Annotated in this window: 3 protein-coding genes; 2 read left to right on the top strand and 1 reads right to left on the bottom strand. The window is 45.5% G+C overall.

The features are described 5' to 3' along the window. Positions 1–154: 154 nt before the first annotated feature. The gene (locus V7S75_RS01405; protein ID WP_459510905.1) at positions 155–14,401 is read left to right on the top strand and encodes an Ig-like domain-containing protein; all 14,247 of its coding nucleotides are present in this window, start codon (positions 155–157) and stop codon (positions 14,399–14,401) included. A 7-nt stretch (positions 14,402–14,408) separates the two neighbouring features. Then, positions 14,409–15,287, top strand: coding sequence for a PorP/SprF family type IX secretion system membrane protein (locus tag V7S75_RS01400; protein WP_459510904.1), 879 nt, complete (start codon positions 14,409–14,411; stop codon positions 15,285–15,287). Between the two features lie 64 nt (positions 15,288–15,351). On the opposite strand, the gene V7S75_RS01395 is transcribed toward V7S75_RS01400, so the two are convergent. Beyond that, complete coding sequence (locus tag V7S75_RS01395) at positions 15,352–16,350, bottom strand: glycosyl transferase (RefSeq protein WP_459510903.1); 999 nt, start codon at positions 16,348–16,350, stop codon at positions 15,352–15,354. Positions 16,351–16,423: the final 73 nt, after the last annotated feature.

Below are 16,423 nucleotides of genomic sequence, written 5' to 3'. Positions count from 1 at the left end.
GAATAATTTATGTAAAGGTATTAGAATTGCCTGATATTCCCATGTACATGTCCTAGTTTTCAAATCTAGGACATGTACTGGAATTAAAATCGCATTTTGAAAAGTAATATTTTGAGATTTGTGTGGGAATAATCCTATGTTCTATTAATTACACATGACGATTCGATTTACGCGTTTATTCGCCCTAATCTTTTTATTGGGGTCACTTCATCAACAAACTTTTGCTCAGTCGGTTAATTATATCATCAATCCTAATACGGATGGTGGGTTTGAAGGAGCGCATGGCTGGACTTTTTTAAATGGCATTCAAGCCAATCAATGGCAAGTAGGCCCAGCTGTAAAATCTGCGGGTTCGAATGGAGCTTATGTCTCGAACAATGCAAGTACGCAAACATTGACAAGCCCGCAAGCAGGTAACTCGATTGTCTATATGTATAAGGACATCACAGTTCCTACTAATGCGACTTCGATTAATTTATCTTTCAAGTGGAAAAATCCGGATGGATCTACCTTTCCTCCGCGCGTCTTGTTCATGCCAGTTTCGGATTTGCAGTACTTGCCTACGGGCGGGGATTTTTACCGAACGAGTACCTCGGCCTTGACCACATTTTTGCAAAACCAATCAACGTGGCAAACGTATACAAACAGCGATCCTTTACAAAACGATCGAACCTCAACTTACCTATTCTTTACGGGTTATAACTTAAAGCCGGGTACAACGTATCGGGTAGTTTTTGAGTGGGCGGCATTTGATCAAAATTATTATATTCAAAACCCGCCTATTTGTACATTGCCTACGTCGGCAACGATTGTTCCAACGGGAAACAATATTGTTTATGATGCCAACCATGTACAACAATGGGCGGCTAACACTATTTACACTTACCATGTTGATTTACCTGGTGGCGGGGCCAATTATATTATTGAATGGTCGTTTGACAATGCCACAATTGTCTCAGGTCAAGGAACTCAGGATGTTACGGTGCGAACAAATAGCTCTATTCCTTCGGGAACATCTTACAGCCGAGTTAAAGTTTATTGCCCTACGCCGACCTATACCTTTGGCGGATATAACGGAGGTAATTTAGCGATTGATGAGGTTGCATTGACTTATGTGGCGGCACCTGTGATTTTGACGACAAGTGCTACCTCGGGGGCCGTAGGAAGCTCCGTAACATTAAATGGACAGTTTTTTGGCGATGATGCGGCTCATAATATTGTGTACTTAGGAGGTTCAAAATGTACGATCACATCTGCAACATCCACAAGCATCACGGTCACGATTCCGGCTCACGCGAAATATGATCATTTCTCTGTGCTGAATACCGCAACCAATCTGTCGGCTACTTCACAAGCCAAATTCTTGCCCAAAAACACCGGTTTAGTTAACGCCAAATATTCGAGTTTGGCGAATACGTCCTTTTTAGCGCCGATTTCATTTTCTACTCCAGAGGCCTTAAACCCATCCCAAAGATTAGCTGTTGCTGATATTGACCAAGATGGAAAACCCGATTTGGCGACCTATTCTTCAGCGGGTGTTCCTCAGGTGTTACGTAATACAGCTACGGCTGGTGTTGTTAACTCCAGCACTTTTGCTGCCGTTACAGCTGTTGCCGGCGTATCAGAAACGTATTACCCTAATGCTTCTCGTTCGGTGATGGCTGCCGACTTGAACAATGATGGCAAGATTGATTTGGCTACAAGTAATGGATTGTCTGCCGCAGGTGGATTCGCGAATATGAATTCAAGCACGAGTGGTTCCATCAGTTTAGGGGCTTATCGCAGCATCAAGGCACCAAACGGGGATTATTTCGTGGATGCTGCGATGATTCCTTTGGATGTGAATAACGATGGTAAATTGGATATTTTTGGATTGAATGGTCAGTCAATTTTTAATCCCTCAATAAATTCAAGTTACCAATCGGGCTATTATTTAACCCAAAACACTTCAACTGGAACTAGCTTTTCGAGCTCAACAGGAAAATCTGCTAATGCAAATGCTTGCAAATCATGTACCGACTACCTATTAGTTGGGCCCATGTATGCTGCCGATCGGGCGGATTTAAATGGGGATGGTAAAGTGGATGTTGTCGTAGCGGGTAAAGCGGTAAATATTTTGAATAATACGACTAACCCAGGTTCTCTGACGTTGGCGGATTTCAAGTACGATAATTTCAATATGCGATTTAATGATAATTCCGGCATTTCAAATTCCGTTAAAATCGCAGATTTTGACGGCGATAGTCGATTGGATATTGTCTATTCGAATAGTACGACGAAGCAGGTATCTGTGTTGATGAATACCTATACAGCAACGGGCACCCTAAGTTTCCCTGTTTCGGCGAGCAATTTTGCCACCCCGGATCTATTGAATACGCACATGATTGCCGTAGGAGATATGAATGGTGACGGAAAGCCGGATATAATCGTATCGGATTATTCATCGGCAGGTGGATTTTCAACGAAAATTGCCTATTTGGCAAATACTTCCACGATTGGAACGATATCATTTGCTCCTGAAGTCCTTGTTGCGACCACTGCTAACCGTGTGTATCATCAATTGGAACTGCTTGATGTAGACGGCGATAATAAATTGGATATCGTAGCGACGCAAGTGGCATCTGCCGTGGATGTTTACCGTAATATGACCGGCGAAGCGGGGTCAATCGGCTCAGATCAAACCATTTGTTCGGGTGCTTCACCTGCCGCTTTTACGAGTATCGCCGCAGGAACCTATACCGGAGGTACATTGGTTTATAAATGGCAAAAATCAACGGATGGAATAAACTTTACAGATATTGCTGGTGCGACATCCACGACTTATACATCGACGGCCTTGACGCAAACGACATGGTTTAGACGTGGGGTGACGAATCCGGGAGATGCGAATAATTATTATTTTACTACACCTGTACTTGTGACAGTAACAGCCTTGCCTACAGTGGATGCCACCGTCCCTGGGGAACGTTGTTCAACGGGCACGGTGGCGCTTTCGGCGTCTGCCTCCGCAGGAAGTACGATTGAATGGTACTCTGCAGTTACTGGAGGTACATTATTAGCAAGTACCGCAAACTATACGACTCCGAGTATTGCTTCTTCAACTAACTATTATGTTGGAGCCGTTACGCCAAATGCTTGTCGGTCCGCAGCCCGAACAACTGTACTAGCAACTGTTCAAACAACGGCACCCGCTTTGCCTACATTAAGTTCGGCAACTGCTTTGACGCGCTGTGATGCGGGTTCGGTGACAATCACGGCAACGGGGGGAGCAGGAATTACATACAATTGGTATAATGCAAGTACTGGAGGAACCCTTTTAGGTACGGGGAGTACTTTTGTAACACCGGTGGTTTCGGCAAATACAACTTATTACGTTTCTGCGACCAATTGTATCGGGACAAATGCCTCTCGAGGGTCAGCAGCGGTGACTGTTTTAACGACACCTTCTGTTTCCTCGGTGACGGGTTCAACCGTTTGTCAGTATTCAACGGCAACTTTTAGCGCGGTTCCATCAAACGGTGGAAATAATATTCGTTGGTACGATGCTGCGACAAATGGTACATTAATAACGGCGAGTTTGTCTACTTCATTATCGCTATCGGCAAACACAACGCGTTATGCTGCGGCATTTTCAACGGCTAACAGTGTTTATTGCGAGAGCCCGAGAACTGCGGTAACAAGTAGCATAATAAGTTTACCCACTGTAACAAGTTCAACGCCTGCATCTATTTGCAAACCAGGAACGGCTACGATTAGTGCGACCTCAGCGACCGGGACTATTGTTTGGCAAAATATAGGAGGGGGCGTTGTTGGTACAGGTAATTCATTTGTGACTCCAGTCTTAGGTGACATGCCGCGCGCAAACAATCCCATGCCACAAACTTACTATGCTGTTGCTGTAAGTCCTGCGGGTTGTTATAGTAGTCCTAGAACTGCAGTGGCGGTTACTTATACAGGTGCTTCGATTCAGAATACACTTTCTAATTATAGTTTTGTTACCAATTCATTAAGTCAGAAAATAGTTGCGGGAGGATTAAGTGGACAGGCGACTTACGTATGGCAACGTAGTACGGATGGAGGATTAACGTATACTGATATTACCTCTAGCATGGACGGGATTACCTATACTGGCTATTCAGGTACAACCGCTACCGCTGCTACGTTGACGCTTTCAACTGTTAAAAAAGAATTTAACGGTTTCATGTACCGCATTGCACTAACCGCCTCTGCTGGTTGTGTTTCGTATAGCAATGGATCGATTATCAATGTTGCTGATGTTTTTGGTTCGTGTGCAAATTCCTATTCGGTTAATAACTACATTAATTATGCAGGGATTACCTATTTAAATCCAAGTTCGGGCTCCTATAATGTTCCTGGAGACCAGGGAACTTATGATTATAATATGAATTGGGTCTATCCTGACCAAACCTATTATTTCAATACCGCTAGTGCTGGAAGTTTAACTGACCAAGGACAATACGGGGGCATTGATACGAAGTCTGGTATCGTAGCGAATCAAATTACGTTAGATTTTGGCTCAATTTATCGAATTAATGCGATGGTTATTGGAGGTATTGGAGGGTTTACACCTGATCCCAATTCACCATATGCAAGTAACTGGGGTAAATTTAGCTTAGAAGATTGGAATGGAGGATCGATTGAGTATAGTCCGGATAATGTCAACTGGTATACCTTAGTGAATAATTTGTCTAATACGGAATATGAGTCAGCATTTAATGGATATGGTAGTGGATATTTTCCTGACCGAACTTTTACAGAAGTCGAAGCGCGTTATATCCGGGCAACCAAATGGGGTTCCGGTGCTGGATTAAGTCATTTGCAATTTAAGGGTTACGGATTAGATGTTGTTCCTTCTATTAAAACGGCTCCATCTAATATTACAACCAGTGAAGGGGGATCCGTTTTTGTTAGCGTTACGCCTATTTCGGTAGGGTCTTCATTTAACAATGAAGTTTGGTCAAGTTCGTCTTACTGGGGAGGTCCGAATTTAGATATATCTTCTGTTGCTTACGGCAATGCAGGAACATATACCTATACGGCCACAGACGGAAATCAATGTGAAGTTTCCACAAGCCTCATTCTAAGTGTTGTTGCTCCCTTTTATTCTTCAGCCACAGGTGCTGCAGGACAGTTACAGTCCTTGGCCAACTGGAGTTCGAATGCGAACACATTAGGTACGGGACCTTCTCAGCCATCTAATTTTACCTCTGTATTTTTATTAGCCAATGGTGCCGGAGGTTCATACACCTTTGCATCAGATTGGTCCGTGCCCGGTAACTTGCGTTTGAACGGTAAGGTATTGACTTTAGGAACAAAAAATTATACAGGAGGAGTTGTTTCTGATGGCGGGGCTAATTTGAACGCATCAGGGCTTCTTTCCTATGTTAATACGAATAGTACAGGTATGCTGAAATTGCCGGTTGGTAATTTCGAAACCACCTTCCCAATTGGTGTCGGAAATGCTTACGCACCGGTAACCATGGTTAACAATGCGAACGCATCCGAGATTTATACAGCGCGTGTTGCAACGGGAGTTTTGTCGGCAGGGTCCACTGGAACGGCATTAACGAATGTTGTCAATAAAACCTGGTATTTAGGAAAAACATCCGCGAACTCGACGGGTACAGGAACAGACTTAATTTTCAGTTATGATCCGACGGATGTCAGTGGTACGGTGGTGAACCCCGTTTTATATAGTTACGTGGCTGGGGCTTGGGTAGCGCAAGCTGTGGCTTCAACGACCTTTGAGGATGATCCAGCTAATTCAAATCCGACTAATAGCACGCCATACAAGCGCGTGACTTTCCGCGGATTTAAAGGAACGATGACCCTTTCGGGATCCTTGTTCATGATTGGTAATCCGCCGCCAACGATTAGTTCGTTTAGTCCAACCAATTCTGGAGCTTCAACGAGTGTAGTAATCACCGGAACAGGATTGACGGGAGCGACGGGAGTGACTTTTGGTGGTACGGCTGCAACGTCATTTACGGTGAATAGCAATACGCAAATTACCGCTGTTGTAGGTGCAGGAACTTCAGGTTCTGTCGTGGTTACCGCACCAGGCACTTTGGCAACAACGGCAACTTTAGCGGGCTTTACCTTTGCGCCAGCACCTACAATCACGTATTTTAGCCCGATTCGCACGAATGCTTCAACGACGGTTACCATCAAAGGAACCAATCTAAGTACGGCAAGTTCTGTGTCTTTTGGGGCTACTGGAGCTTATAGTTTTACGGTTGTGGATAATAATACCATTACCGCAGTTGTGCGTAATGGTAGTTCTGGCGCTGTCACGGTTACAACAGCAGGTGGAACAGCAACATTAGCAGGATTTGCGTATGGTTTGCCTTATACTTCGGTCGATTTATTGGCCGGTTGGAACCAGGTTAATACCTCTTCAACTACTTACCCTTCAGCAGCTACTTATACTAAGTCGGGGGCTGTTACGTCTGCGTCGACCACGCAATTGAGTATGTCTACGGCGAACTCAACGTCTAACCAATGGACACATGCAAACGCATCAGCAAGTTTAACAACCGGAACAGCGCCATACCTAAGCTATTCAGTTACTACTAGTGTAGGTACGAAGTTTACGCGTTTGGTTTTGGGTGGATTGAACATCGCTGGGACAACCAAGTTGCAGCTAAGATCAAGTGTTGATAATTTTGCGTCTTCATTAGGTGAATTTAAATCTGCGGCAGGCGCTGGTTTTGGCCTTACTTCTGTCGACCTTTCTAGCATTGCTACACAGCCTGCAGGTACCACGGAATTCCGTATCTATGCTTACAATGGGAATGGGGATTTAATTACACTGAAAGATGGCAATAGCTATTCTGCCACGGATAATACGAACCCTACGCTAAGTGGTGCGTATAATGTCATGGTCTATGGTGCGACACGTACAACGCCAACGCTAGGTTCGTTGGCTAACGTGGACAAGTTGGTTTCCGATCCAATCTTCTCGATTCCAACGCCTACTTCAAATAGTAACGGAACCTTCACCTTTACGAGCAGCAACACAGCGGTTGCCACGGTATCTGGAAATAATGTTACGATTGTGGGACCGGGTGTTACGACGATTACAGCGAAGCAAAATGCGACGGAAGACTATGCGGAGGCAACAACAACCTTCACTGTAACAGTTACGAAATATGCCTCCATTCGTTTAACGCCAATCAATAAGTTAATTGGGGATGCGAACGTTACATTGGGTGTAACATCAGATTCACCAGGAGCGATAACTTATTCGGGATCTGTGGCGAATGTGTTCTCTGTAAGCGGGACAACGTTGACTGTGGGAACGACTGCTGGTTCAGGGACGATTACTGTGACGCAAGCTGCGAGTGGGATTTATGCGGCAACGACAGCCACAATTCCTGTGACGGTATCGGACCCTTCGAAATTAGCTCCAACGATCACTTGGGTTTCCGGTTACAATAAGACAAAAGGCCAACCGTCCTTTGCCTTGCCAGTGCCCGTTTCAACAAGTAATGGAACCTATACCTACTATTCAAGCAACCCATCCGTTGCGACCGTTTCTGGGAATACCGTTTCGATTATCGGTGATGGACAAACAACCTTGACCGCGATTCAGGCTAGCACAACAAACTATCGTTCGGCGTCGATTAGTGCACCGTTGATCGTAGGATTGGTTTCCAATACCACCCCAACCTTGAGTGGATTTGCGAATCAAACTAAGACCATTACGGATGGAACTTATACGATAACTGCGCCAACATCAGCCAGTTCAGGGGTGTTCACGTACATCAGCTCAAATCCTGCAGTAGCAACGATTTCGGGGACAACCGTGACGTTAGTAGGATTAGGAACGACGACCATTTCTGCGATTCAAGATCCGGCAACAGGCTATAATGGAGCTACGACCTCAGCGACATTAACAGTACTCAATCCGAATATTCCAATCATTACTTTTGCGCCAAGCGCATCGTGGACAAGAGGGTCTGCTATTACGAATTTATTGCCAACATTCGTTTCGGGCGCTGCGGCAACATCCTATAGCATTGCTCCGCCACTTCCTGCTGGCTTAAGTTTTAATACGACGACGGGTGAAGTTTCCGGAACGCCATTAAGCTTAAGTGCTGCTCGTGATTATACAATTACCGCATCCAATGTGGGGGGGTCAACATCCGTTGTGACGAGTTTGGCGGTATTAGAACCTGCCCCAACGGCTTTAAGCATTTCGGTTCCGTCGATTTATTTGTTAGGCCAAAGCATCACGCCAGTTGTTCCTACAAATAGTGGAGGTGTTGTGAATACCTACAGCATTAGTCCAAGTTTACCAGGAGGTTTGGTATTTGATCCAGTGACAGGTACGATTTCAGGTGTACCTGCCGAGCTAAAAGCAGCTACTACGTATACAATTACTGCGACCAACTCAGGGGGATCTACAACTACAACATTCTCATTGACCGTTAATGATGTTGCGCCTACTTCTTTGAGTTATGCCTCTCCGATTGTATTGGAAAGAGGAATTGCCATTTTATCGATTGGGCCAAGCACATCAGGCGGAACAATTACTTCCTATAGCATTAGCCCTGCATTATCTGCCGGATTATCCTTTAACACGACAACTGGGGTTATTACGGGAACGCCTACTGCGGTAACGGCTCGGACGACTTACACGATTGTCGGATCCAACGTGACAGGTTCTTTGACAGCAACACTTGACATCATCGTCAATGATGCACCACCGGTGAATTTCACGTATTCAACACCACCTATTTATTACTTGAATACCGCAATCACGCCATTAACTCCTTCGAATAATGGTGGAACGCCAGCGGGATATTCCATCTCCCCTGCCTTGCCAGCGGGATTAAGTTTCAATACATCGACCGGGGTTATTTCGGGTACGCCTACCGCGATTACGGGTTCTGCAACTTATGTGGTGACAGCCTCCAACTTCGTGGGATCTGTTTCCCAAAACGTCGTGATTGAAGTCAAGGATTATGCACCGGTGAATTTGGTGTATCCTTCCGCGACGCTTACGGCAACGAAAACCGTGGCAATTAATCCGTTAACGCCAACCGTTGGCGGAGGCGCTGTGATTACTTATACCGTCAGCCCAGCTCTACCAGCAGGTTTGTCAATTAACACCAGTACGGGTGTGATTTCGGGTACGGCGACGGCATTAAGCCCCTCGGCGAATTATACGTTGACTGCCAACAACGGAACGGGTTTCACCACATTCACCATGAACATTACCGTGGTCGATGTAGCGCCATCACAATTAAGTTATGCGACCCCAGTAGGTTTGGTCCGTACCCAAGCGATGACGAGCTTAAGCCCGACCAGCATAGGAGGTACTGTTATTAGTTACTCCGTTGTTCCGGCCTTGCCAGCGGGATTGCTTTTGAACCCTACAACCGGGGTTATTTCAGGTACGCCAACAGCCGTTACGGCGCAAGCAACATACATCATTACTGCAACCAATACAGGAGGCTCATCGAGTTTTGGTGCGGTGATTCGTGTCTATGAATTCAACGACCCTAACCTAGATTCCGATGGGGATGGTATTATTGATTCAGCCGATTCTTGTCCATTGTTATTTGGTACAGCCCAATTAAATGGTTGCCCGGTTGATTCTGATGGGGATGGATATTATGATACTGTGGATGATTGGGATGATGATAACGATGGTATTTTAGATACAGAAGAAAATGCTGCTTGTAATCCGGCAAGCGCGTCTTGCGATACGGATGGTGATACTGTTCCAAATCGATTGGATTTAGATTCTGATGGAGATGGCATTAAAGACGTGATCGAAGCCGGAGGGACAGATGCAAATAATGACGGTAAGGCCGACGGAACAATTGGTGCACATGGAATTCCTTCTTCAGCAGGAAGCGGTTTGGCAACGGTCGATACAGATTCGGATAGCATTGCCAATGCCTATGACCTGGACTCTGACGGAGATACCGTATTGGATGCGGTTGATCAATGTCGTTTGGTTGCAGGTTCGGTTCTATTGAATGGTTGTCCAGTTGACTCCGACGGTGACGGGGTGTTTGATACCTTGGGTGATTTGGATGACGATAATGATGGTATTTTAGATACGGTAGAAAATGCGGCATGTAATCCATCAAGTATTTCTTGTGATACGGATGGAGATAATATTCCAAACTACTTGGATCTAGATTCTGATGGTGATGGCATCAAAGATGTGATTGAGGCCGGAGGAACGGATGCAAATAATGACGGCAAAGCGGATGGCCCTGTCAATGCCAATGGTATTCCTTCTACGGCCGGAACGGGCTTGACACCTTCGGATATTGACGGAGATGGAATCCGTAATCCGTATGATTTAGAAAGTGATGGGGACGGTGTCTTGGATGCGACGGAGGTCAACGACAATACCAATCCAAGAAATAATTGCTCGTATTTATTGATTCACCGGACGGTATCGACTTCCACCGCTTGGCAACAAGGGGATTGCGATGGAGATGGAGTTCTTAACTTGAATGATACGAATCCATTGCTGGCCTTAGCCCAAAACGACTTCTTTGGCCCAGTTGTTAATGGTAGTATTTCTGGTAATGTGATGGCTAATGACGATTTTGTTCCTGGAGCAAACATTAGTCTTACACGCTTATCGGGCGGTGGTGCAGGAACAGCTACGGGTACGGTTGTGCTTACGCCCACAACGGGGGTACTGAATTACACAGCAGGCCTGAATGAACCCGCGAGTGTGGTGACCATTGGTTACCAAGTGTGTAATACGACGACGAGTACGTGTGCTACGGCAACCATCTCAGTCCGAATCACGCGTGATAACCCGACGCTTTCGAACTTCCCGGCTATCACGAAAACAATCCGTGATGTGGCATTTACGATTACTCCGCCTACAAGTTCTGCGGGAACAGGTGCAATTACGTACACAAGTAGTAATTCGGCTGTAGCAACAATCAGTGGGAACACAGTGACTATCGTCGGAATCGGTACGACGACCGTTACAGCGACACAGGCGCAGGATAATAATTATAATGCGGCAAGCATCACGACGATTATGACGGTGTTGATTGGTGATTCTGATGGAGATGGTGTGCCAGATACGGACGAGCAAGCGCAAGGCACAAATCCGTATGATGCGGGTAGTTTCTTAGATACCGATGGAGATGGTGTACCGGATTATATTGAAAACCAACAAGGTACGAATCCAAACAGCGCGACAAGTTTCTTGGATGCGGATGGGGACGGTGTTCCGAATTATGTGGAGCAACATCAAGGGACAAATCCAGCGAATATTTCGAGTTATTTGGATAGCGATGGCGATGGCGTTCCAGATTATGTGGAAATCCGTCAAGGAACAGATCCACATAATGCAACAAGCTTCTTGGATACGGATCATGGAGGAATTGCGGATTACGTGGAAACGCGTCAGTCCACGAACCCTTTGGTCGCTCCAGATACCTTGCATGATGCAGATGGTGACGGAATCCCAGATTATTTGGAAGGATTCGACCCGAATAACCCTGTCGCCTCGACAGATACGGATGGGGACGGTATTCCGGATTATTTAGATACAGATTCAGATGGCGATGGTATTCCAGATGCGACGGAATTAACGCATGATACGGATGGGGATGGTGTGCCAGATTATCAAGAGATGCTTGATGGAACGAATGCAAATAACCCGACGAGCTTTAAGGATTCCGACGGTGATGGGGTTCCGGATTATGTGGAAATCGCACAAGGAACAGATCCTTTCAATCCGACAAGTGTTCGCGATAGCGATGGGGATGGGGTGCCAGATTATGTAGAGACCCAACAAGGTACAAACCCGAATAACCCAAGTTCATATCGCGATAGCGATGGTGACGGTATTCCGGATTATGTGGAAAGTCGGCAAGGAACTAACCCGAACTCCGCAGGAGACGTAGTAGCAGATAGTGATGGCGATAGTATTCCAAACTATATCGAGGGCTATAATAGTCAAAGCCCAAGTGCTTCGCGCGATAGTGATGGTGACGGAACGGCAGATTATTTGGATATGGATTCCGATGGGGATAACATTCCAGACATCACAGAACGTACGGTGGATTCAGATAGCGATGGCGTTATGAATTACCGCGATTTAGATAGTGATAATGATGGTATTTTAGATGCCTCTGAAGGTAGTAGCGATTGGGATTCTGATGGTGTCGCAAATTATATAGATACTGATACAGACAACGATTCGATATTTGATGCTTGGGAGGCTGTGGATGATTATCATTATCACCAGGATTACAATGCGGATGGCCGATTATCAGTGGCTTCAGGCGCATTTTTGGATGCAAATGCGAATGGTTTGATTGACTATTTAGACCCTCGTGTAGGCGGTATCGCTCGGACCCTTCAGGATACAGATCACGATGGAACTCCAGATTATAAAGACACGGATTCGGATGGGGATAGTATTGCCGACTTCTTAGAGCGGACCAACGATGCGGACCATGATGCCTTGTCGAATTACCGTGATGTCGATGCTGACGGAGATGGAGTAGGCGATAACTTCGAGAAATGGAGTGATGTGGATAACGATGCGTTACCGAATTACCTCGATACGGATTCGGATGGCGACGGAATTCCGGATGCTTGGGAGGGTGCGGAGCGCTGCTGGACATGTACGGATGCCGACAAAATTGACAACAATGGAGATGGCTGGGATGATCGCATTCAGTTTGCTGGATTTAAGCCAAAAGATACCGATCTCGATGGCACATGGGATTTCTTGGATACCGATTCAGATAATGATTGCGTTCCCGATGCGGCCGAGGGCTTAAATGATGTGGATCATGATGGTCAATTCAACTTCCGTGATGGAGATAGTGACAATGACGGTATTCCGGATGCTGTGGAGGCTGTGACATGTGCCAAACCGGTGGATACAGACAATGATGGTGCCCGTGATTTTGAAGATTTTGATTCGGATAATGATGGCATGCTTGATTCATTTGAAGCGGGTTCCAATGGATGGACTCCACAGGATTTTGATCGCGATGGCAAGCCGGATTACCGCGATACTGATTCGGATAATGATGGTATTTCAGACCTTTTGGAAGTAGGTTCATCACCTAAAATACCTGTTGATTCGGATGGGGATGGAATGCCAGATTATCACGATTTAGATTCCGATGCGGATGGTATTTCGGATGCCATTGAGACATCGGTGGATACGGATGGGGATGGCACGGCTGATTTCCGTGATTTGGATTCGGATAATGATACGATTCAGGATGTGATTGAAAAAGCAATCGATACGGATGGGGATGGCATTATGAACTTCCGTGATTTGGATTCAGATAACGATACGATTTTTGATTCGGTTGAGAAAGCGATTGATACAGATGGCGATGGTTTGGGTAATTACATTGATACGGATTCGGATGGAGATACAATTCCTGATACAGTTGAGAAAACGATTGACACGGATGGCGATGGTAAGGCCAATTACATCGATACGGATTCCGATGGCGATAAGATTCCGGATGCGATTGAAGCAGGTTTGACTCCGGCTAATCCAGTGGATACAGATGCAGATTCGCGTCCCGATTACTTGGATTTAGATACGGATGACGATGGTATCCCAGATACGTATGAGGCGGGGACTACGCCTGCTGCTCCTGCAGATACGGATCGCGATGGGGTGTACAATTTCCGTGATTTAGATTCCGATGGCGATAAGATTCCTGATAAAGTGGAGGCGGGCAATTTGGTATCTGCCAACGAGCCGAATGGCTACAAGGAAATCGATACGGATGGCGATGGTCAGGCCAATTATGCAGATACAGATTCCGATGGAGATGGAATTACCGATGCGATCGAGGCGGGGCCTAATCCTTTGGTACCTATAGATACAGATAAAGATGGAAAGCAAGATTATGTGGATGTCGATTCGGATAATGATGGAGTTTCCGATAGAGATGAGGCGAACCTAGTGAATGGTGTTCCTGCGGATACCGACAAGGATGGCATACCCGATTATTTGGATTTGGATACGGATGGTGATGGAATTTTGGATGCCGTTGAAGAAGATTTGAATTATGGTGCGTTGCCAGACTGCGATCACGATGGTATTCCAAACCGTTTGGATAAAGATCAATGCGAAACTTTTGCGACGCAAGGTTTCTCACCGAATGGTGATGGCAAAAATGATACGTTCATCATCCCAGGAATTTTAAGTCGGCAGCCAAACCGCATGACGATCATGAATCGCTCAGGTCAGGTGGTTTATGATGCAGAAAATTACAAAAATGATTGGGCTGGGAAAGGTTCGGATGGACATGATTTACCAGATGGAACCTATTACTATGTCCTTGATTTTTATGGCAAATACCCGACGGTTTCGACATATGTCTACATCAATCGGTTAAAATAAGAAGAATATGAAACGAATATATATGATGTTTTTGCTTGCCATGGGGCTTTTGCCAGCCTGGGGACAAGTAGATCCTATTTATAGTTTGTACCGATTTAATCCGCAAAATATTACACCGGCACATGTGGGTGGATATGAAGGAACGGAAATTACGGTGATGAATCGTCAGCAATGGATGGGCATAGAAGGAGCTCCTAAAACGATGGGAATTACGGCAAACATGAAGTGGGGAAAACAAAAAGGCCTTGGGATTGTGGGATTATTGGATGAAGCAGGCCCAATGAAAACGGTTCATGTCGGCCTTGATTTCGCTTACCATGTTCGCTTAAATGAGCTTTGGTCGTTTTCTGGCGGTATTCGTGGGGGAGTGGGTAACATGAGCCTAAACTTTAATGGGATTCGTGTTCCTCAAGCAGGAGATGAGGCTTTTACGACGGATCGTTCTACAGGAATGCAAATAAATACAGGCTGGGGAGTGAAGGTTTACAAAGGGGAGGGTCTATTTTTCTCTGTATCACAGCCTCGTATGTTTCGTTATGATTTTGGTACATCAGGAGCTGCATACAAGGATAGTCCGAGTTTTTTTGTGATGACGGGGACCAAATGGCCTGTCTCGGAGAAGGTAATTCTATATCCGAGTGCGTTGATTCGATTAGCGACAGATTTGCCGGTTAGCTATGATGTGAATGTGGTGGCGAATATGAATGGGAAATTGGATGCAGGATTGAGTTTTCGTGGCGGAGAAAGCGTAGGCATTCGTCTAGGCGTGCAAATGTCAAAGGTTTTTTACCTAGGCTATGTATATGAATTACCGACATCCCAAATTAGTAAAATGACGAGTCAATCGCATGAGCTAGCTCTGCGCGTGCAATTGGCTAAGAAATAGACAGTAAATTTTAGAACACAGAGTAAGTAAAGTCATGCGTTTTTAACGCATGGCTTTTTTGTTTCTATGCGTTCTCAATTAGTTGTATGATCCAGCGGAATGGCATGCTGGCATATTTGCGGACGCGCAAATAACGTTTAACTGGGGCTTTAACGACCGGTTTAATGTAATAGCAGCTGTATTTTTTTAGTTCTTTGTGGCCGTTCGCGATGAGTGCTTGGGCGTAATAATCGAATAGACTGGCGACGTCCCCCTTTTCTTGGAAGCTGTAACGGTCTTGGTATTTCGATATCTCAGTGGGTTTTTCAGGTGAATAACCTGAGAAATGGAAGAATATCAAGGGGAATTGATTGTTGACCTGATAGGGTTCGTTATCGTTTGTTATTTGGCGTTCATGCAGATTCCAATAGGCCATGTTCAGGCCGAGGTGTCTGCTGACGAACACATCTTCGTAGAAAATGGGCGCAAAATTGACCCATAATTGGTCGACGAACATCCCATTGGCCAAATCGATGTAACATTGATCAAACAATCTGTCTTTCCACCATTGCAGGAAATGTTGGGTCGTTTCGCTGCGTTTGGTCCCGATAAAACCTAGGTTATATAAGCCGGTATTTAATAGACCGCGCTCGTTTGGACTACAGGCGTCATCCGGGTAGGCTTGCAGTGTATGCGGCGTTAAGAAGAGACTGTGATCTTTCAGGCCGTTTTCAACTTCTGTGAGCGGTTGATAGATGATGATGTCGGGGTCAAAATAATGCACAAATTGTGCTTCAGGGTAATTTTGGTACACAAAGTCGAGAAAGTACGGTTTAACGGCCGTATTTAGTTCGGTGATGTCATAACGCGTGCACATCTCGTCGAGGTCTTCTACGCCAATTGTATGTAGTTCTACGAGGGTGTAGGGGGGCAATAGGTTCTTGTCGACCTGCGATGCATCAATTCTGTCTACCAAACCGATTAAAAACGTATAATCGGGGTTATGTTTCATTAGCGAATCGCCGAGCGTTTTGGCTTGTGCGAGGTAGTTAATGGAACAGATGGTGATGACGATTTTTTGCATGCTTCAGATTATCAGTTTCAAAAATACGAAATGTAAATTGAAAATCGTTAGGGCTTTGGCGCCTGGCGTGACC

It is taken from the genome of Aquirufa sp. TARAVU-A1A (assembly GCF_054558675.1).
This window is presented reverse-complemented; position numbering and strand designations above follow the sequence as displayed.

Coding starts and splice junctions, on each gene's coding strand:
- V7S75_RS01405 (WP_459510905.1), top strand. CDS start 155: ATGACGATTCGATTTACGCGTTTATTCGCCCTAATCTTTTTATTGGGG.
- V7S75_RS01400 (WP_459510904.1), top strand. CDS start 14,409: ATGAAACGAATATATATGATGTTTTTGCTTGCCATGGGGCTTTTGCCA.
- V7S75_RS01395 (WP_459510903.1), bottom strand. CDS start 16,350: ATGCAAAAAATCGTCATCACCATCTGTTCCATTAACTACCTCGCACAA.